The following is an 18,393-nucleotide window of genomic DNA, read 5'->3' on the forward strand; positions in this document are numbered from 1 at the left end:
CTTTCTCACCCGCTCACCTGCACCAGCACGTGGCGCTTCTTGCCGGCCGTCAGCTTCAGCGATCCGTCGGCGAGATCCGCGGGATCGACGGTGGCGTCCGCATTCTGCACGACCGTTCCGTTGAGTCGCGCACCGTTGTTGAGCACCAGGCGGCGCGCCTCGCTCTTGGAGCTGGACAACCCGGCCATCACGAGCAGCTGTGCGACCGTCACACCGGCATCGAGCTCGGACCGGGACAGGCCGATGCTCGGCAGCCCGGACGCGTTCTCGCCCTCCTCGAAGGCGCGGCGCGCCGTCTCGGCGGCGTCCCGCGCGGCCGCATCCCCGTGCGCGAGACAGGTCGCCTCATTGGCCAGGATCCGCTTCGCCTCGTTGATCTCGGAGCCCTTCAGCTGGCCGAGACGATGCACCTCGTCGAGGGGCAGCTCCGTGAAGAGGCGCAGGAAGCGGGCGACGTCGTCGTCCTCCGTGTTGCGCCAGAACTGCCAGAACGCGTATGGGCTGAGCTTCTCGGCGTTGAGCCACACCGCGCCGGTCGCGGTCTTGCCCATCTTGGCCCCAGCCGAGGTGGTGAGCAGCGGCGTCGTCAGCCCGAAGAGCTGGCGCTGGTCGATGCGGCGGGCGAGCTCGATGCCGTTGACGATGTTGCCCCACTGGTCCGATCCGCCCATCTGCAGTTCGCAGGCCTGATGGCGCGACAGCTCCAGGAAGTCGAAGGCCTGGAGCACCATGTAGTTGAACTCGAGCAGGGTGAGCGGCTGCTCGCGCTCGAGCCGCTGGCGCACACTGTCGAAGCTCAGCATCCGGTTGATCGTGAAATGGGTGCCGAAATCGCGCAGGAACGGCAGGTAGCGCAGGGGATCGAGCCAGGCGGCGTTGTCCACCATCACGGCGTCGGTCGGCCCGTCGCCGAAGGCGAGGTAGCGGGAGAAGACCTGCTTCAGGCCGGCGGCGTTGCGGGCTATCTGCCGGTCGTCGAGCAGCGGCCTGCTGGCATCGCGGAAGCTCGGATCGCCGATCTGCGTGGTGCCGCCGCCGATGAGCACGACAGGCTTGTGGCCGCATTTCTGCAGCCAGCGCAGGGCCATGATCTGCACGAGGCTGCCCACATGCAGGCTGTCCGCCGTGGCGTCGAAACCAATGTATGCAGCGACCGGCCCGGCCGCGAGCCGTGCGTCGAGGGCTTCGACATCGGTGCATTGGTGGATGAAGCCGCGCTCGGCGAGCGTCTTCAGGAAGTCGGATCTGGGGGTCGTCATCGTGTCGTCTCCTGGGATTGGCGGGAGCCGCTGCCCGGAGACCTGATCACCACATGAAGATGCCGCCGGAGAGCGGCGGCATCGAACGTTTGGTCGCAACCGAACGGAGCCGCCCTATGGGGACGGCGTAAAATAATTCACGAAGCTGGTGCGACCGGTGATCATGGGGCGCAAAATACGTGCGCGGGGCCTCACCGTCAACCGGCTTCAGAAGAAGCCTTTCAGATTCCCCCTCACCCGCTCCAGCACCGGGACGGCCGGGTCCGGCAATGGGAAGGCCTGACCGGTGATGCGCTCGAAGGCGTCGATGTAGACGCGCGCGGTCTCGAGCACCACGTCCTGCGGGATCTCCGGAATCGCGTCCTTGTAGGGATCGCAGCGGGCCGCCACCCAGGTGCGGATGAAGTCCTTGTCGAAGCTCTCGGGCCTCTCGCCGGCCTCGAAGCGACTCCGGTAGCTGTCCAGGAACCAGTAACGGCTCGAATCCGGCGTGTGGATCTCGTCGGCGATCATGATCGTGCCGGTCTCGTCGACGCCGAACTCGTACTTGGTGTCGACGAGGATCAGCCCGCGCTCGCGTGCCATCTCCCGGCCCCGGGCGAAGAGCGCGAGGGCGTAGTCGGAAACCGTCCGCCACTGCTCCTGGCTCAGAAGCCCCTGGCCGACGATCTCGGCCGGGGTAAGCGGTTCGTCGTGCCCGCCGTGGAAGGCCTTGCTCGTCGGCGTGATGATGGTCTCAGGCAGCTTCTCGTTGTCACGCATGCCGTCGGGCAGACGGATGCCATACATCTCGCGCTCACCCTTTTTGTACAGGGACAGGATCGACGTGCCCGTGGTGCCGGCGAGATAGTCGCGCACCACGATTTCCACCGGCAGGATGGTGAGCCTGCGGCCGACCAGCACGTTGGGGTCGGGATATTCGATCACATGGTTGGGGCAGATGTCGGCGGTCGCCTCGAACCAGAACCGGGCCGTCTGAGTCAGCACCTGGCCCTTCAGGGGAATGGACGCGAGGTTGCGGTCGAAGGCGCTGATGCGGTCCGACGCGATGATGATGCGCCGCCCGTCCGGCAGGTCGTAGTTGTCGCGCACCTTGCCGCGATAATGGTTCGGCAGTTCCGGGATGGTCGCGTCCTCGAGGACGTAACCGGCATAGGCTCCAAGGGCTGCTCTATCCACCATGCTCACCTGCCAGGAATGTTCGGACGTGTTCTAAACCGAAATTCCCCGCACGCTAGATGCCAACCGGCGAAAAGATGCTCTTTCCACGCAGGCGGCCGGTGAGGACCTGAGACACCACGTCATCACCGGGCCTGTTCCGGTGACCCCGACGACGAATGGCGTGGTGCTCTGCTGATCGGGATGGCCGGGGCGAGCCCGGCCATGACGAATGGTGGCGGGTGGTGCCCTCTACTGGCCGGCCCTCGCGTCCCGGCGGTAGGTGGCGTTGACGCCCGAGAGGGTCACGGAGGTCTCGTAGCCCTGGGCGTCGATGATGGTCCATTGCTTGAGCGTGTTGGCCCGGCTGTCGTAGCGCAGGGTGATCTTCGAGGTGCCCCCGAGGGTTGCGCTGTCGTCGAACCGGACCGTCACCACGCCGTCGCGCCCGACCTGCACGTCGCGCACCTTGGTGTCCCGCGCCAGGTCGATGTTGTCCTGGACGAGGAACTTCAAAGGCGTCTGCCCGACCGGATAGACATCGTTGGTGCCGAGCTTCTTGTCGCGGATCGCCACGTTGCGCCCGTCCGAGATCACCTCGAGGGTGCTGGGCGGCGCATAGGCGAAGTGGACCTGGCCCGGGCGGCGCATGGAGAGCGTGCCCTCCGCCTGCTGGCCATTCGGGTTCTTCTGGACGAAATAGGCCGACATCACGTCGAGGCTGTTGAAATAGGCATTGACCCGGTCGAGCCCCTCCTCGGGCGTGCGGGGCCCGGGCGGCGATGTCGGCGTCGGAGCCGAGGAAGGCGCGGCCACCGAGGTCGGCGCCGATACGGTCTGGGCGGGCGTCGCCCGGGCGGGCTTCGGCGGCTCCGCCACCTTGGCCGGAGGCGGCGGGGCGGGCTTGGCCGGTTCGGCCGCCTGAACCGGGGGCTCGGGCGCCGGCTTCTGCGGTTCCGGCACGGCGGCCGGCTTCGTCTCGGCCTTCTCGGTTACAGGTGCTCGCGGCGGCTCGGGCTTCGCGGCCGTCTGCGGCGCGGGCTGGGGCTTGGAGCTCGGCTGAGGCTGCGCGGTCCGCTGGGGCGGGGTCTGCGGCTTCTGAGCCGTCGAGTTCGGCTTGGCCGTCGGCGGCTGCGTCCTGGCCTGCGGCTGCGCCTGGGGCCGTGGGGCGGGCTGCTGGGGAGCAGCCTGCGGAGCCGCCTGTTGGGGGCTGCTCCCGGCGGGGGCCTGCGGCTTCTTGAAGATGCCGTCGAGGAAGCGGGTCAGGGGATCGGGGGATTGCTGGGCCGCGGCCGGAGACGCGCACGCAAGTGCGACGGCAAGAGCAAGGAGACTACGCACGGACGAATGAAGCATGACGCGACTGCTAACCTGAAAAATTACCGTTGCCCGTGCGCAAAAGCACGGCGCGGCAATGCTTTATGGCCCGGATAAGAGGCTGAATGAAGGCATGAGCCTCGCAGACGGGAGCGAGTCGGTCCAGGGCCCTCAGCGCCGCTTCGCTCACGCGGCGTCCGCCAGTTCTTCCTCCTCGGCCGCAGGGCGGACGGGCGTGGGACGCGGCTTGGGCGCACGTGGACGGGACGGTTGCCTCTTCTTGCCCTTGGCCGGCTTGGCCTTGCCGTTCAGCCCCCGCCACCAGCCCTGCCAGCTCCAGGCTCCCGGCCCCACGAGGGCGTAGAACAGGAGAGCGGCCAGGACCCCGAGATGGGAGAGGAACACCGCCTGCTCCGTCTGGCGGTTGAGGCCGGCATAGTCCCAGAAGCGGTGCTGGGTGCCGGTCGTCACCACCAGGGCGGCGATCAGAACGGAGGCGCTCAGGCGCGGCGCGAAGCCGAAGATGAGAGCCAGGGGACCAAAGACCTCGGCGAGCACGATCAGGGTCGCCACCACGTCGCCGTAGGGCATGCCCTTCAGGGTCAGGGCAGCGGCCAGCCCGGAAATGTTGGAGAGACGGCCGATGGCGACCGGCAGGAAGCAGCCTGCCAGCAGCAGGCGGTTCAGCAGCAGAATCCCGTTGACGCCCGATCCCCTGTCCTCGCCCATGCCCTCGTCCTCCCCCTCGCCTGGTCCGGCGGCGCCGGGAATCGGCCCGGCGCCTGAGGAGCATTTGAGGCAGAGGTTCTTAATCGGCTGTTAGCGCCAGCCGGCAATCCACCGCCCGTCAGAGCTTGAGGTTCCGCTCGCGAAGCATGGTCTCCCATTTCAGAGAATGCTCCACGATGGTGGCGAGATCGTCGAGGCGGGGCTCCCATCCCAGCTTGGCCCGGATCCGGGTCGAGTCCGCCACGATCGTCGACGGGTCGCCCGCCCGACGCGGCCCGATCCGGGCCTCGACGGGTTTCCCGGAGACCTTGCGCACCGTCTCGATGACATCCGAGACGGAAAAGCCGTGCCCGTAGCCGCAATTCATGACGAGGCTCTCGCCGCCCTGGTCGAGATGGGTCAGCGCCTGCACATGGGCCGCGATCAGATCGCTCACATGGATGTAGTCGCGGATGCAGGTGCCGTCCGGCGTCGGATAATCCGTGCCGAAGATCTCCATGTGGGACCGCATGCCGAGCGCCGTCTGCACCGCCACCTTGATCAGGTGGGTGGCGTTCGCGGTCGACTGGCCGTGGCGCATCAGCGGATCGGCGCCTGCCACGTTGAAATAGCGAAGGGCCACGTAGCGCATGTCGTGAGCGGCCGCGACGTCGTGCAGCATGATTTCCGTCAGCCGCTTCGAACTGCCATAGGGCGACAGGGGCCCCAGGGCCGCATCCTCGTCGATCGGCTTGTCGGAGGTGTCGCCGTAGACGGCCGCCGTCGACGAGAAAACGAATTTCTCGACGCCTGCGGCCACCGCGGCCGCCATGAGGGAGCGGCTCTTGACCGTGTTGTTCAGATAGTAGCCGAGCGGGTCGGAGACGGATTCCGGCACGATGAGCTTGGCGGCGAAATGCGCGATGGCGTCAATTCGGTGCTGCTGCAGCGTGCGGAGAACGACCTCGTAATCGCCCACGTCGCCGACAACGAGGGGTACGCCCTCCGGAACCGACCAGCGGAAGCCGGTCGAGAGGTTGTCGAAGACGACCGGGTTATGCCCGGCATCGAGCAGCGCCAGAACCATGTGGCCGCCGATGTACCCTGCCCCGCCTGTCACGAGAACGTTCATGAAATCTCCTGAAAACCTGCTCAACTTTTCGCCTGCTGGCTTTATGAGTTCTGGAATTCTAGATCAAGCAAGCCTCAATGGAAGACTGCCGGGCCGATTTTGGAGGGGTGCAGAATGGACGATCGGAAGGAATACTGGTGGGTTCATCACGAAGCCGAGGTGCAGCCGGCCGAGGTCGATTTCGTCGGCGGCATTCCGGTGGGCTTCCGGTTCATCGGCAGGGCCGGGACGATCCCCGCCGCCTCCGCCGAACTGCTCGAGCGGCTGCCCGCCCCGCCGCGCCCCGTCATCAGGCCCCAGGCGCCGCAACCGGCCGCCGCGCAGCCTCAGCGGCGCGGCTCCTGGCTCTGGTTCATCGGCATTCTGCTGCTGATTTTGGTCGCGCAATGCTCGGGAGATCTTTTCGACCTGATCAAATGATCAAAAGTTCCGCCACCATGTGATCCATAGGGGTAGCGGCACCTATCAAAAAGGCTTCATCCCATTCGAGGTAGGATTATACTTCGACGGCATTACACCTCTTCATATCTGTTCGTCCTTTAACTCGGAATTGCTCCACGCGTATGAAATAAAGCCATTTCACTTCGCGGGATCTGCCTATTTAATCCTGGGTAATCAGGCCGATACTGTAGAGGAACACGTCCAGATGCTCATCACTTCCAGCGAGGCGGAAGCCAGTTCCGCCTCGAAGACCCGGACGGGTCGCCTGCCCCTTTTGGAAGAGCCGTTTCGTCGGATCGCCAGACACGCAGACCTGAACGCCGCCGCTTAGCCGGCTGCCATCTCCCACAACAATCGGCTTTCGCAATGCGCGCACTGGAGAGGTTCCGGTGACGATGACGCACGCGATCAGTCCGACTCGGAAAACGCAGACCCATAAGGATTTTTCGATGACTATTTTCGTCAACGGGCCTTCGACCAGCGCATCTGAAAACGTGGCCAAGATCAAAGCGGCCATCGTGGCGGCAAACAAGGAGTATCAAACGACCGGAGTTCAGGTGAAGGTCCAACTCAGCGAGGGCAAGTGGGTTGTTACGGGCGATCAGAACAACGCGTCACGTGGAGCAATCGAGCTTCTCTCAGGTGTTGAGCTGACCGGCTCTGGCAACCGCGGTACGATCATTCAGCTGGAAGACAACTTCAATTCCCGGATCAACGGAATCGTAAGGACAGCATTGACGGATGTCGAGAACGTTAAGATCTCGAATCTTATCATCGACGGCAATCGCGACAAGCAGGCCCTCGGCAGCCATCAGGCAGGCTTCATCTGCGGAGCCAAGGACGATCCAGATGATGTTGGTCCAGCGCGCATTCAGAAGGATATCACCATCGACGGCGTGGAGGTACGAAACTGCACGGCCTACGGTTTCAACCCGCACGAAAAGACCTACAACATGGTCATCCGGAACTCCGTCGCCCACCACAACGGGCTCGATGGATTCGTGGCAGACGCTGTTATTGGGGGCGTCTATGAGAACAACAAGTCTTATGCAAATGACAGGCACGGTTTCAACATCCAGAACGAAACCCTGAACCTTGTCCTGAAGAACAATGAAGCCTACGGAAACGGCTTCCGCTACATGTATAATGGTGAGTTCTCCGGAGGTGCTGGGATCACGATTCAGCGCGGCGATATCCCACCCAAGGGATCGACGACGATTCCATGGGTGTCCGGCGTCCAGATCATCGGCGGCTCTTACTACGCCAACGGCAAGGAAGGCATTCTGGTCAAACTGTCGGACCACGTGACAATCGATGGAGCGACTATCTTCGGCAACATGCGCCAGGGTGTCAAGGTCGAGGGCGCAACCTATACGACACTGAAAAACAGCACGATCTACAACAACGCACAGGATACCAGCGACACCTACGATGAGGTGAACATCCGCTTTCGCCCGGACTTCGAGGATGGCCGTGGCCAGGCACTGCCAAAAACGTACTATGCAACGGACACTCAGGTCCTAGATAACATCATCTACTCAGACGGTGCTATTAGAGCTCGATACGGCATTCGAGAAGAACCCAAGAACGATGATGGCAATCCGGCTACCATAACGTTCATCAGCGGCAACGACGTGGAAGGCGCGTTCTCAGGGCGAATTTCGGCCCCCGGCTACCAAGATGTCTGGATCGGGACAGACGGCAATGACACCATCAGCGGCGGCCCGAATGGCGAGGAACTGCGCGGTCTTCGCGGGAACGATACTTACATCGTGAATCACTCGAAAGATATCGTAATCGAGGAGGCCGACGGAGGAATCGATCATGTGCAGTCGACGACGAACTTCACTCTGAAAGCCAACGTTGAGAACCTCACGATCATCGGAGACAAAGTTTCTTCTACCACCGGAAAAGGCATGAATGGCACCGGAAATGAACTCGCCAACAAGTTGACGGGCAATCATCTCTCCAACGAGCTCGAAGGGCTGGACGGCGACGATACCCTGGACGGCGGAGCCGGCGCTGACAAGCTCACGGGCGGCAACGGCAATGACATTTACTACGTAGACTCTGCCGATGACATCATTATCGAGAAAGCAAACAACGTCGGTGGCATTTCCCTAGGTGGGATTGATACGGTTTACAGCACTGTGAGCTATACACTCTCCGCTCAGGTCGAGAACTTGATCCTCCAGGGATCGGGCAATATCAACGGCACTGGAAACTCGTCGAAGAACGTCATCACAGGTAATTCCGGCAACAACATTCTGGACGGCAAGGGCGGCGAGGACCTGATGACGGGGGGAGCCGGCAATGACACCTATTACGTCTATAACTCAAAGGCTGTTGTCGCAGAGTACGCTGGTGGAGGAACCGACACGATCTATACGACGGTCAGCTACACACTGAGTCAATATGTCGAGAATCTGGTCCTTCAGGGGGATGTCATCGAAGGGGTAGGCAACGAACTCGGCAACTTCATACTCGGAAACGATGCTGCCAATAAGCTCTATGGTCATGACGGCGACGATACACTGCAAGGTGGTCTCGGCAACGACACCTTGGATGGCGGAGCTGGTACCGATACGGCCATCTATTCAGGCGTCGGGGCTGACTACACGTTCGCTCAAACCAATGTAGGCCTCACCGTAACGAATAAGAACGGAGAGGTCGACACGCTCAAAGGAGTTGAAATCCTGCAGTTCTCCGATGGCCGCCTGAACAACGGCGTGTGGGAGGCCAACCCCGTAGCTCCAACCAATCCTGGCACCCCTGCCACGCCAAGCAACCCCGGAACGCCCGGCACTCCGAGCGGTCCGATCGTTTCCGAGGTTCCGACTGAGTTCCGCAACGGCAACTCGAAGGGGAACACCCTCATCGGCAATGACAACATCAACGTCATGAAGGGCCTCGGCGGCAACGACGTGATTAAGGGGCGTGGCGGCGACGACAAGCTCTATGGCGGTGTCGGGAACGACAAGGTCTACGGCGAGAGCGGCGACGATTACGTCTACGGCGACAGCGGCAACGACCGGGTTTATGGCGGCGCCGGCGACGACCGGGTCTATGGCGGCTCCGGCAACGACCGGGTCTATGGTGACAGCGGCAACGACCATGTCTATGGCGGCGGCGGCAACGACACGGTCTATGGCGGCGCCGGAGACGACGTGATCGACGGCGACAGCGGCAACGACATCCTCTACGGCAATGCCGGCAGCGACGCCTTCGTGTTCGCGGACAAGATCGGCAGCGCCAGCACCAACCGCAAGGTGAACTTCGACACGATCAAGGACTTCAACGTCAAGTACGACAGCCTCTGGCTCGACAACGCGGTGTTCAAGAAGCTCGGGAGCGGCACGTTGTCGAACCCGACGCAGCTGAACAAGGAGTTCTTCGTCACCGGCACCAAGGCCAAGGAGAAGGACGATTACCTGATCTACAACAAGAAGACGGGAATCCTCAGCTACGATGCCGACGGGTCGGGCTCCAAGGCGGCGGTGGAGATCGCGCAGCTCTCGAAGAACCTCAAGCTGACCTACCAGGACTTCTTCGTCGTTTGACGACGGGGCCAGATCGAGGTCCCTGCCGGCCAGGCAGGGACCTGTCATCCAACGCCGAAGCACCGGCCCCGCTGTGGGGCCGGTGCTTCGGCTGTTTCCAGGGGCGGGTTTCCGGACGCGACCGGGCCAGGGACGGCTCATCCTGCGGTCTGGGCCGGCGGTCGTTCCCGGACCATAGCCGGTGTACCGCCGTTGGGTGAGGAGAACGGCACGTGACAATCCGGAAGGGGATCTATAAGAACCAACCTGTTTCACGTATAAAAAGAAACAAATATTCTATTATACATCAGAAAGATGCGAAATGGTCGCTCACGGAGCCCTGGACCTGATCGGCAAGACCCCCCTGGTCGAGGTCACGAGACTGGATACCGGTCCCTGCAAGCTCTTCCTCAAGCTCGAGAGCGCCAACCCGAGCGGCTCCATCAAGGACCGTCCGGCCCGGGCCATGATCGAGGCTGCGGAAGCCGACGGACGTCTGAAACCAGGCGGCACCATCGTCGAGGCGACGGCCGGCAACACCGGTGTCGGCCTGGCGCTGGTGGGCGCGAGCAAGGGCTATCGCACCCTCCTCGTGGTGCCGGACAAGATGAGCCGTGAGAAGGTCCTGCACGCCAAGGCCCTGGGTGCCGAGGTGGTGATCACCCGCTCGGACGTGGGCAAGGGCCACCCGGACTACTACCAGGACCTCGCCCAGGCGATCACCGACAAGACCCCGGGGGCCGTCTACATCAACCAGTTCGAGAACCCGGCGAACCCGGCCGCCCACGAGGCGAGCACCGGCCCCGAGATCCTCGACGGGATGGGCGGCGACGTGGACGCCGTGGTGGTCGGCGTCGGGTCCGGCGGCACCCTGTCGGGGGTCGGACGCTATCTGAAGAAGGCCTCGCCCAAGACCGCCATGGTGCTGGCCGATCCCGCCGGCTCGATCCTCGCCCCGCTGGTCGAGACGGGACGGATGACCGAGGCCGGCTCCTGGGCTGTCGAGGGCATCGGCGAGGATTTCGTGCCGCCGAACTGCGATCTCTCCTTGGTCAAGAAGGCGTATTCCATCGGGGACAAGGAGAGCTTCTCGGCAGCGCGCGAGCTGCTGCGCCAGGAAGGCATCCTGGCAGGCTCCTCGTCCGGTACGCTGCTCGCGGCGGCGTTACGCTATTGCCGAGAGCAGACGGAGCCCAAGCGCGTCGTCACGCTGGTATGCGACACGGGCGCCAAATACCTGTCGAAGGTGTTCAACGATGCCTTCATCGCCCAGGAGGGCTGGCTCGACCGCCGCACCACCGGCACCGCGCGCGACGTGGTGATCAACCCGTTCGGCGAGGGCGCCACCATCTTCGTCTCGCCGGCCGAGACCTTGCGCTCGGCCTTTGCCCGCATGCGCTCCTCCGACGTCTCGCAGCTCCCGGTAATCGACGACGGCCGCGTGGTCGGGCTGATCGACGAGAGCGACATCCTGGACGCGCTCGTCGCCCACGAGGGTGCGCCACAGAACGTCTTCGACAAACCGGTACGCGACGTGATGGTCACGCGCCTGCAGACGATGTCCGCCGATGCTCCGGTCAGGGAGCTTCTGCCGCTCTTCGCCGCCGGCCTCGTGCCGGTGATCATGGACGGCGATTCCTTCGTCGGCCTCGCCACCCGCATCGACCTCATCAACTACTTCCGGATCCATCGCTCATGACCGCGCGCAACCAGCTCCATTTCGCAACCCGCTGCATCCATGCCGGCCAGTCGCCGGATCCCACCACCGGCGCGGTGATGATGCCGATCTACGCCACCTCGACCTTCGCGCAGGAGAGTCCCGGCGTTCACAAGGGCTTCGAATACGCCCGCTCGCAGAACCCGACCCGCATGGCGTTCGAGCGCTGCATCGCGGATCTCGAGGGCGGCGCAGCGGCCTTCGCCTTCTCGTCGGGCCTCGCGGCGAGCGCCACCGTGCTCGACATGCTGGAGCACGGCTCGCATATCGTCGCCTCCGATGACCTCTACGGCGGCACGCGCCGCCTCTTCGAGCGCGTGCGCAGGAAGTCGGCCGGCCTCGACATCACCTATGTGGATCTCGGGAACCCGGATGCCGTGAAGGCGGCCCTGCGCCCCAACACCAAGCTCGTCTGGGTCGAGACGCCCACCAACCCGCTCCTGAAGCTCGCCGACCTCGAGGCGATCGCGGCCGCCGCCCGCGGCCACGGCACCTGGCTCGTGGCCGACAACACCTTCGCGAGCCCGTGGGTGCAGCGCCCGCTGGAATTCGGCTTCGACATCGTGGTGCATTCCACCACGAAATACCTCAACGGCCATTCCGACATGGTCGGGGGCGTGGTGATCGTCGGCCAGAACCCGGATATCCGCGAGAAGATCGCCTTCCTGCAGAATGCCGTCGGGTCGGTGTCCGGCCCCTTCGACAGCTTCCTGGCCCTGCGCGGCCTCAAGACCCTGTCGCTGCGCATGGAGCGGCACTGCACCTCGGCGCTTAGGATCGCCCAGTTCCTGGAAAGCCATCACGGCGTGGACGGGGTGATCTATCCGGGCCTCGCCTCGCACCCGCAGCACGAGCTCGCCAAGCGCCAGATGCGCGGCTTCGGCGGCATCATCACGGCCCGCATCGCGGGCGGTCTCGAGGGCGCGACGCGCTTCCTGGAGCGCTGCCAGCTCTTCACGCTGGCGGAGAGCCTCGGGGGCGTCGAGAGCCTGATCGAGCATCCGGCGATCATGACCCATGCCTCGGTACCGGCGGAGGTGCGCGCCGAGCTCGGCATCGACGACGGGCTCGTGCGCCTGTCGGTCGGCATCGAGGATGCGGACGACCTGATCGAGGATCTGCGATCGGCCCTGTCGTAAGCCCACCCCCTGCCCTTGACGTCATCACCGGGCTTGTCCCGGTGATCGCGATTGTTCGAACCGCAACGCATGTCCGTATCGGGATGGCCGGCACAAGGCCGGCCATGACGGCGAGGGTCTGCGGTCCGATGCGTCCCTGGCCGACACGCCCCGATCAAGCAACCGGCGAGAACCGTCCCACGAGCTGATGCCGGTCACCCGGATAGGTGATGCGCGCCTCGGTCACGAAGGCGCCGGCCTGCCAGGTCCGGCGCTCCAGCACCAGGCAGGCGGTTCCCGTCTGAATCTGCAGCCGCTTCGCCATCGCGCTATCGGCGCTGACGGCGCGCACGATATGCTCCGCATCCGTCCACGGCACGCGCCGCAACAGCCAGGTGCCCGGCGGATCGTCCTTGAACGTCTCCTCGTCGGCTTCGGGCACGGTGGCGAGATGGATCAGGCGCTGCTCGAAGGCCTGCGGCACGTCGTCCATGACATGAAGCGTGGACAGGCAGAGCATCTTCGTGCCCGCCGGCTGGCCCGTGCGCTGCGCGGCCGCGGCATCGATGGGCTCGATGGCGCGATGCAGGATCTTGAACTCGTAGTCGATTCCGGCCCTGGCCGCCTCGAGGGCGAAGTCCTGGATCTGCAGCACGGCCTGCTGGCTGCTCGGCTCCGCCACCACCGTGCCGGCGCGGCGCCGGCGCGTGATGAGGCCGTTGGCCGCGAGCGTGGAGAGCACCTTGTTCACGGTCATGCGCGAGCAGCCATATTCGGCCATCAGCTCGTGCTCGAAGGGAATGCGGTGGCCCGGCGGCCATTCGCCGGACATGATCCTGGCTTCGATGTCGTCACGGATGCGCTGGTGCAGATGCTTCATGCGTCACTCATGCCAGAATTCGCGCCATGGCGCGCGCATAGCGGGCGAGGATTGCCCCGCGATTCACGTGCCGGCCGTTCCTGACCACGTCCCGGCCCGCGACCACCACGGTATCGACGGCCGCCTTGCCTGCCACGAACACGTAAGAATCGATCCAGCGATCGCCTGAGACGGCGGCGAGATCCGGATGGTCGGCACCCAGCACCACGAGATCGGCGCGGTGCCCAGCTGCGATCGCCCCGATGCGGCGGCCGAGAACCTGGGCACCACCCGCCAGCGCCGCATCATAGAGGCTGCGGCCGGTCGATTGGCCCTCGTGCCCGGCCAGGACGTTGCGGGCGCGGTGCTTCAGGCGCTGGCTGTACTCGAACTGCTTGAGTTCTCCGGGGGCGGAGATCTCGACGTTCGAGTCGGACCCCACGCCGAACCGGCCCCCGGCCATGAGGAAATCGACACCCTCGAAGATGCCGTCGCCGAGATTGGCCTCGGTGATCGGGCACAGGCCCGCCACCGCGTTGCTCCTGGCGATCCCTTCGACCTCCCGCGAATCAAGATGGGTTGCGTGGATGAGGCACCAGCGACGATCCACAGGCGCATGGTCGAGCAGCCATGCGACGGGGCGCTGCCCCGACCAGGCAAGGCAATCCTCGACCTCCTTGACCTGCTCGGAGATGTGGATGTGGACCGGCCCCTCGCCAGATAGCGCAACGACTGCGCGCAGGCTCTCCGGGGTGACGGCGCGCAGGCTGTGCGGCGCGACGCCGACCACCGCATCGTCGAGATCAGCGACGGCTCGGCGCGCGCCCTCGAGCAGACGGGCATAGCTCTCCGGATCGTTGATGAAGCGCCGCTGGCCGTCGCCGGGCGCGGCTGCGCCGAAGCCTCCCTGGGCATAGAACACGGGCAGCAGCGTCAGACCCATGCCGGTCTCCCGAGCGGCCGCCGCAATGCGGCCGGAGAGTTCCGCGCTATCGGCATAGGCGCGTCCGTCCACATCATGGTGCAGGTAATGGAACTCGGCGAGGGCCGTGAAGCCGCCCTCCAGCATCTCCATCATGGCGAAGGCCGCGATGGCCTCGACGTCGTCGGGCGTCAGGGAGCCGAGGAACCGGTACATCACCTGCCGCCAAGTCCAGAAGCTGTCCCCTTCCGGTCCCCGGGTTTCGGCAAGTCCTGCCATGCCGCGCTGGAACGTATGGGAGTGCAGGTTCGGCAAGCCGGGCAGCGTGATTCCGGCAACGCGCTCGCGACCTTCGGGCGTATCATGCGGCCGAACGGCCGTGATCGTCCCGCCGTCGATATCGACCCCCACCTGCTGCGCCCAGCCTTCCGGCAGCAGGGCGTGATCGAGAATGAGCCTGCGCATGGTGACACCTTCGCTGTTGATGCTTTTCGCTGTTGATGCTTCAGGACCATCGCCGCCAAAATGCCATGCCGGGGCCGGACCATCAGAACCGATCGAATAAGTATAGACAATACCCTCGAACCGCGATTATGTATAGACATTATCGAAACCTCACCGGAGCAGGACCATGCGCTTCGACCGGGTCTGGTTCAACGCCCGACTTGCCACGCTGACAGGGGACGATCTCGGGATCGTCGAGAGCGGCGCCGTCGCCGCGAAGGATGGCCGGATCGCCTTTGCCGGCCCGGCGAACCAGTTGCCCACCGGCTGGGAGGCCGCCGAGCGAATCGACTGCGAACGCCGCTGGATCACCCCCGGCCTCGTCGACTGTCATACTCACCTCGTCTATGGCGGCGACCGGGCGCATGAGTTCGAGCTGCGCCTGAAGGGTGCAAGCTACGAGGAGATCGCCCGCGCGGGCGGCGGCATCGTGTCCACCGTGAAGGCGACGCGTGCCGCAAGCGAGGACGCATTGGTGGCGAGTGCCCTGCCCCGCCTCGATCATCTCATCGCGGAGGGCTGCACCACGGTCGAGATCAAGTCCGGCTACGGGCTCGACTTCGAAACCGAGGCGCGCTCCCTGCGTGCGGCGCGCCGGCTCGCCGGAGAACGGCCCGTTTCCGTCGTCACCACGTTCCTTGGCGCCCATGCGCTGCCGCCCGAGGCGAACGGCGACAAGGATGCCTTCATCGAGAAGATCTGCCGCGACATGCTGCCGGCGCTCGCCCGTGAAGGTCTGGCCGACGCGGTCGACGCCTTCTGCGAGGGCATCGCCTTTTCTCCCGAACAGACCGCCCGCGTATTCGAGGCCGCCAGGGCGCACGGGCTCGCCGTCAAGCTGCATGCCGACCAGCTCTCGAACCTGCACGGTGCGAGGCTCGCGGCCGAATACGGGGCCCTCTCGGCCGATCATCTCGAATACACGGACGAGGAAGGCGCCGCCGCGATGGCGAAGGCCGGCACGGTCGCCGTGCTGCTGCCCGGCGCCTTCTACATGCTGCGTGAGACGAAGGTTCCGCCGGTGGCCGCCTTCCGCGAGGCCGGGACGCGCATGGCATTGGCGACCGATTCTAACCCGGGCACCTCGCCGCTGACGTCGCTCCTGCTCACCATGAACATGGGCGCGACCCTGTTCCGCATGACGGTCGAGGAATGCATCGCGGGGGTCACCCGCGAGGCGGCCCGCGCCCTCGGAAAGCTCGACGAGATCGGCACGCTGGAAGCCGGCAAGTCATGCGATCTCGCGATCTGGACCATGGAACGGCCGGCGGAGCTCGTCTACCGCATCGGCTTCAACCCGCTTCACGCCCGTGTCTGGAGGGGACAGTGACACAGACCATCATGCTTCATCCCGGCTCCGTCGCGCTCACCGACTGGCGCCATGTTTATACGGGCGCGGACGTGGCGCTCGATCCGGATTGCCGCGCCGCCATCGAGGCGGGCGCCAGGACCATCGAGGCGATCGTCGCCAAGGGCGAGCCGGTCTACGGCATCAACACGGGCTTCGGAAAGCTCGCGAGCGTGCGCATCGGCACCGCCGATCTGGCGACGCTCCAGCGCAACATCGTGCTGTCGCATGCGGCCGGCGTCGGCGAGCCGCTGCCGCCCGCCGTGGTCCGGCTCGTCATGGCCCTCAAGCTCGCAAGCCTGGCGCAGGGCGCCTCCGGCGTGCGCTGGTCGACGATCGAGCACCTGACCGCCTGCCTTCAGGCAAACCTCATTCCGGTCATCCCCGGTCAGGGATCCGTGGGGGCGTCGGGCGATCTTGCCCCGTTGGCCCATATGACGGCAGCCCTCATGGGCGTCGGCGAGTTCTTCGTCGACGGCAGCCGCGTGCCGGCCGAAGCGGCTCTCGGACGCGCCGGACTTGCGCCCCTGACGCTTGGCCCGAAGGAGGGTCTGGCGCTTCTGAACGGCACGCAGGTCTCGACCGCGCTCGCGCTGGCTGGCCTGTTCGAGGCGGAGCGCGTGTTCCAGGCGGCCCTCGTCACGGGTGCCCTTGCCACCGATGCCGCCAAGGGATCGGACGGGCCGTTCGATGAACGCATCCAGAAGCTGCGTCGCCACCGCGGCCAGATCGAGGTGGCTGCCTCCCTGCGTGCGTTGATGCAGGGCAGCGCCATCCGCGCTTCGCACCTCACCAACGATGACCGCGTGCAGGACCCGTACTGCCTGCGCTGCCAGCCGCAGGTGATGGGCGCGGTGCTCGACCTGCTGCGGCAGGCCGGCGAGACCCTCGGCACCGAGGCGAACGGCGTCTCCGACAACCCCCTCGTCTTCTCGGAGACGGGGGAGGTCATCTCGGGCGGCAACTTCCACGCGGAGCCGGTGGCTTTCGCCGCCGACATGATCGCCATGGCCCTGTGCGAGATCGGCTCGCTCGCCGAGCGGCGCATCGCCATGCTGGTCGATCCCGCCCTGTCGGGCCTTCCGGCCTTCCTCACCCCGAAGCCGGGCCTGAATTCCGGCTTCATGATCCCGCAGGTGACGGCGGCCGCGCTCGTCTCGGAAAACAAGCAGCGCGCCTATCCGGCGAGCGTGGATTCGATTCCGACCTCCGCCAACCAGGAGGACCATGTGTCGATGGCCACGCACGGCGCGCGGCGGCTCCTGCCGATGGCCGCGAATGCCGCGAACGTGATCGCCATCGAGCTGCTCGCGGCCGTCCAGGGCTGCGACTTCCATGCGCCCATGCGTTCGAGCGAGCGTCTGGAGCGGGCCCGCGCGCTGCTGCGCGGGACGGTGCCGCATCTGGACGACGACCGGCACATGGCGCCCGACATGGAACAGGCCGCCACCCTTGTGGTTTCCGGCGCGCTCGCGAACGCCGTGGGTTCCGACGTGCTGCCGCTCGTGACGGGTGGGGTCCGGGCATGAGCGGTCATCCGGACTGGCTCACGCTCACTCGCGGCGATGCGCCCCTGGTGGTGAGCCTGCCGCATACGGGCACGGAGATTCCCGCCGCGTACGAGCGCGGCCTCGTCTCGCCCTGGCTGGCGCGCAAGGATGCGGATTGGTGGATCGAGCGGCTCTACGGATTCGCCGCCGAACTCGGCGCCACCGTGATCCGAACCACGATCTCCCGCACGGTGATCGACGTGAACCGCGATCCGTCCGGCGTCTCGCTCTACCCGGGACAGGCGACCACGGAGCTGTGCCCGACCACCACGTTCGACGGCGATCCGCTCTACGAACCGGGCACCGAGCCGACCACCGAGGAGATCGCCGAGCGCCGCATCCACTTCTTCGATCCGTATCACGCGACGCTTCGTGGTGAGATCGAGCGTCTGCGCTCCAGACATGACAATGTCGTGGTCTACGATTGCCATTCGATCCGCTCGGTCATTCCCCGTCTCTTCGACGGCACCCTGCCCCACTTCAACATCGGCACCAATGGCGGCACCACCTGCGCGCCGGCCCTGATCGATGCCATCGAGGCGATCTGCGCCGTCAGCGGCTTCGGCCACGTGATCAACGGGCGCTTCAAGGGCGGGTTCATCACGCGCAGCCTCGGGCGTCCCGAAGCAGGCGTTCACGCGGTCCAGATGGAGCTCGCCTGCCGCGGCTACATGAAGGAGCCGCTCGGCCCCGTCGCGGAAGGCGAATGGCCGACGCCTTACGACGAGGACTATGCGGCGCCCATGCGGGCGGCGCTCACCCGCATCCTTCAAGCCTGCCTCACCTTCACCCTGTCCAAAGCCTGATCCGAGGACCCGTCC

The 18,393-nt window shown here is 65.3% G+C and carries 14 protein-coding genes; 7 read left to right on the forward strand and 7 right to left on the reverse strand.

What is annotated here, in order from left to right:
- Nucleotides 1-5 precede the first annotated feature (5 nt).
- The 5 genes from tyrS to galE all read right to left on the reverse strand — a co-directional run bounded on the left by tyrS (nt 6) and on the right by galE (nt 5,574).
- Nucleotides 6-1,259 carry a tyrosine--tRNA ligase gene (gene tyrS / locus KBI52_RS28850; protein ID WP_173949288.1) on the reverse strand — a complete coding sequence of 418 codons (1,254 nt, stop codon included), beginning with the start codon at nt 1,257-1,259 and terminating at the stop codon, nt 6-8.
- A 207-nt stretch (nt 1,260-1,466) separates the two neighbouring features.
- A complete protein-coding gene (locus KBI52_RS28855) occupies nt 1,467-2,441 on the reverse strand; it encodes a phosphoribosylaminoimidazolesuccinocarboxamide synthase (protein ID WP_173949287.1) in 975 nt (324 codons plus the stop codon).
- A gap of 228 nt (nt 2,442-2,669) precedes the next feature.
- On the reverse strand, nt 2,670-3,773 hold the full coding sequence (locus tag KBI52_RS28860) for an outer-membrane lipoprotein carrier protein LolA (RefSeq protein WP_210812491.1): 1,104 nt from the start codon (nt 3,771-3,773) through the stop codon (nt 2,670-2,672).
- A gap of 147 nt (nt 3,774-3,920) precedes the next feature.
- The gene (locus KBI52_RS28865) at nt 3,921-4,463 is read right to left on the reverse strand and encodes a DoxX family protein (protein ID WP_173949285.1); all 543 of its coding nucleotides are present in this window, start codon (nt 4,461-4,463) and stop codon (nt 3,921-3,923) included.
- A 118-nt stretch (nt 4,464-4,581) separates the two neighbouring features.
- Nucleotides 4,582-5,574, reverse strand: coding sequence for a UDP-glucose 4-epimerase GalE (galE, locus tag KBI52_RS28870; RefSeq protein WP_210812492.1), 993 nt, complete (start codon nt 5,572-5,574; stop codon nt 4,582-4,584).
- A gap of 114 nt (nt 5,575-5,688) precedes the next feature.
- Here galE and KBI52_RS28875 point away from each other — a divergent pair, with 114 nt between their 5' ends.
- The 4 genes from KBI52_RS28875 (at nt 5,689) to KBI52_RS28890 (ending at nt 12,410) form a co-directional block, all read left to right on the forward strand.
- On the forward strand, nt 5,689-5,994 hold the full coding sequence (locus KBI52_RS28875) for a hypothetical protein (RefSeq protein WP_173949283.1): 306 nt from the start codon (nt 5,689-5,691) through the stop codon (nt 5,992-5,994).
- A 470-nt stretch (nt 5,995-6,464) separates the two neighbouring features.
- Complete coding sequence (locus KBI52_RS28880) at nt 6,465-9,575, forward strand: calcium-binding protein (protein ID WP_210812493.1); 3,111 nt, start codon at nt 6,465-6,467, stop codon at nt 9,573-9,575.
- Nucleotides 9,576-9,876: 301 nt separating this feature from the next.
- Nucleotides 9,877-11,253: a pyridoxal-phosphate dependent enzyme gene (locus KBI52_RS28885; protein WP_173949280.1), complete on the forward strand. Its 1,377-nt coding sequence runs from the start codon at nt 9,877-9,879 to the stop codon at nt 11,251-11,253.
- Complete coding sequence (locus KBI52_RS28890) at nt 11,250-12,410, forward strand: cystathionine gamma-synthase (RefSeq protein ID WP_173949279.1); 1,161 nt, start codon at nt 11,250-11,252, stop codon at nt 12,408-12,410. Before KBI52_RS28885 ends, KBI52_RS28890 begins: the two co-directional genes overlap by 4 nt.
- Before the next feature lie 154 nt (nt 12,411-12,564).
- On the opposite strand, the gene hutC is transcribed toward KBI52_RS28890, so the two are convergent.
- Together hutC and KBI52_RS28900 are read right to left on the reverse strand one after the other, a co-directional pair.
- Nucleotides 12,565-13,269 carry a histidine utilization repressor gene (gene hutC / locus KBI52_RS28895; RefSeq protein ID WP_210812494.1) on the reverse strand — a complete coding sequence of 235 codons (705 nt, stop codon included), beginning with the start codon at nt 13,267-13,269 and terminating at the stop codon, nt 12,565-12,567.
- A gap of 7 nt (nt 13,270-13,276) precedes the next feature.
- Nucleotides 13,277-14,635: a formimidoylglutamate deiminase gene (locus KBI52_RS28900; RefSeq protein WP_210812495.1), complete on the reverse strand. Its 1,359-nt coding sequence runs from the start codon at nt 14,633-14,635 to the stop codon at nt 13,277-13,279.
- A gap of 166 nt (nt 14,636-14,801) precedes the next feature.
- Between KBI52_RS28900 and hutI the strand changes: the two genes are divergently transcribed.
- From hutI to hutG, 3 genes are read left to right on the forward strand one after another with little or no spacing between them, the layout of a single operon-like run.
- The gene (gene hutI, locus KBI52_RS28905) at nt 14,802-16,004 is read left to right on the forward strand and encodes an imidazolonepropionase (RefSeq protein ID WP_210812496.1); all 1,203 of its coding nucleotides are present in this window, start codon (nt 14,802-14,804) and stop codon (nt 16,002-16,004) included.
- An 11-nt stretch (nt 16,005-16,015) separates the two neighbouring features.
- Nucleotides 16,016-17,551, forward strand: coding sequence for a histidine ammonia-lyase (gene hutH / locus KBI52_RS28910; RefSeq protein WP_210812560.1), 1,536 nt, complete (start codon nt 16,016-16,018; stop codon nt 17,549-17,551).
- On the forward strand, nt 17,548-18,378 hold the full coding sequence (gene hutG, locus KBI52_RS28915; RefSeq protein ID WP_173949275.1) for an N-formylglutamate deformylase: 831 nt from the start codon (nt 17,548-17,550) through the stop codon (nt 18,376-18,378). Before hutH ends, hutG begins: the two co-directional genes overlap by 4 nt.
- The last annotated feature ends 15 nt before the right edge of the window (nt 18,379-18,393 follow it).

Origin of the sequence: Microvirga sp. HBU67558, assembly GCF_018069605.1 — a bacterium.
Lineage (GTDB): Bacteria > Pseudomonadota > Alphaproteobacteria > Rhizobiales > Beijerinckiaceae > Microvirga > Microvirga terrae.

What these genes read in the sequence shown, in the direction of transcription:
- KBI52_RS28900 (WP_210812495.1), bottom strand. Translation starts at nt 14,635, where the DNA reads ATGCGCAGGCTCATTCTCGATCACGCCCTGCTGCCGGAAGGCTGGGCG.
- KBI52_RS28890 (WP_173949279.1), top strand. Translation starts at nt 11,250, where the DNA reads ATGACCGCGCGCAACCAGCTCCATTTCGCAACCCGCTGCATCCATGCC.
- KBI52_RS28885 (WP_173949280.1), top strand. Translation starts at nt 9,877, where the DNA reads ATGGTCGCTCACGGAGCCCTGGACCTGATCGGCAAGACCCCCCTGGTC.
- KBI52_RS28855 (WP_173949287.1), bottom strand. Translation starts at nt 2,441, where the DNA reads ATGGTGGATAGAGCAGCCCTTGGAGCCTATGCCGGTTACGTCCTCGAG.
- KBI52_RS28880 (WP_210812493.1), top strand. Translation starts at nt 6,465, where the DNA reads ATGACTATTTTCGTCAACGGGCCTTCGACCAGCGCATCTGAAAACGTG.
- hutC (WP_210812494.1), bottom strand. Translation starts at nt 13,269, where the DNA reads ATGAAGCATCTGCACCAGCGCATCCGTGACGACATCGAAGCCAGGATC.
- hutH (WP_210812560.1), top strand. Translation starts at nt 16,016, where the DNA reads ATGCTTCATCCCGGCTCCGTCGCGCTCACCGACTGGCGCCATGTTTAT.
- galE (WP_210812492.1), bottom strand. Translation starts at nt 5,574, where the DNA reads ATGAACGTTCTCGTGACAGGCGGGGCAGGGTACATCGGCGGCCACATG.
- hutI (WP_210812496.1), top strand. Translation starts at nt 14,802, where the DNA reads ATGCGCTTCGACCGGGTCTGGTTCAACGCCCGACTTGCCACGCTGACA.
- KBI52_RS28860 (WP_210812491.1), bottom strand. Translation starts at nt 3,773, where the DNA reads ATGCTTCATTCGTCCGTGCGTAGTCTCCTTGCTCTTGCCGTCGCACTT.
- tyrS (WP_173949288.1), bottom strand. Translation starts at nt 1,259, where the DNA reads ATGACGACCCCCAGATCCGACTTCCTGAAGACGCTCGCCGAGCGCGGC.
- hutG (WP_173949275.1), top strand. Translation starts at nt 17,548, where the DNA reads ATGAGCGGTCATCCGGACTGGCTCACGCTCACTCGCGGCGATGCGCCC.
- KBI52_RS28865 (WP_173949285.1), bottom strand. Translation starts at nt 4,463, where the DNA reads ATGGGCGAGGACAGGGGATCGGGCGTCAACGGGATTCTGCTGCTGAAC.
- KBI52_RS28875 (WP_173949283.1), top strand. Translation starts at nt 5,689, where the DNA reads ATGGACGATCGGAAGGAATACTGGTGGGTTCATCACGAAGCCGAGGTG.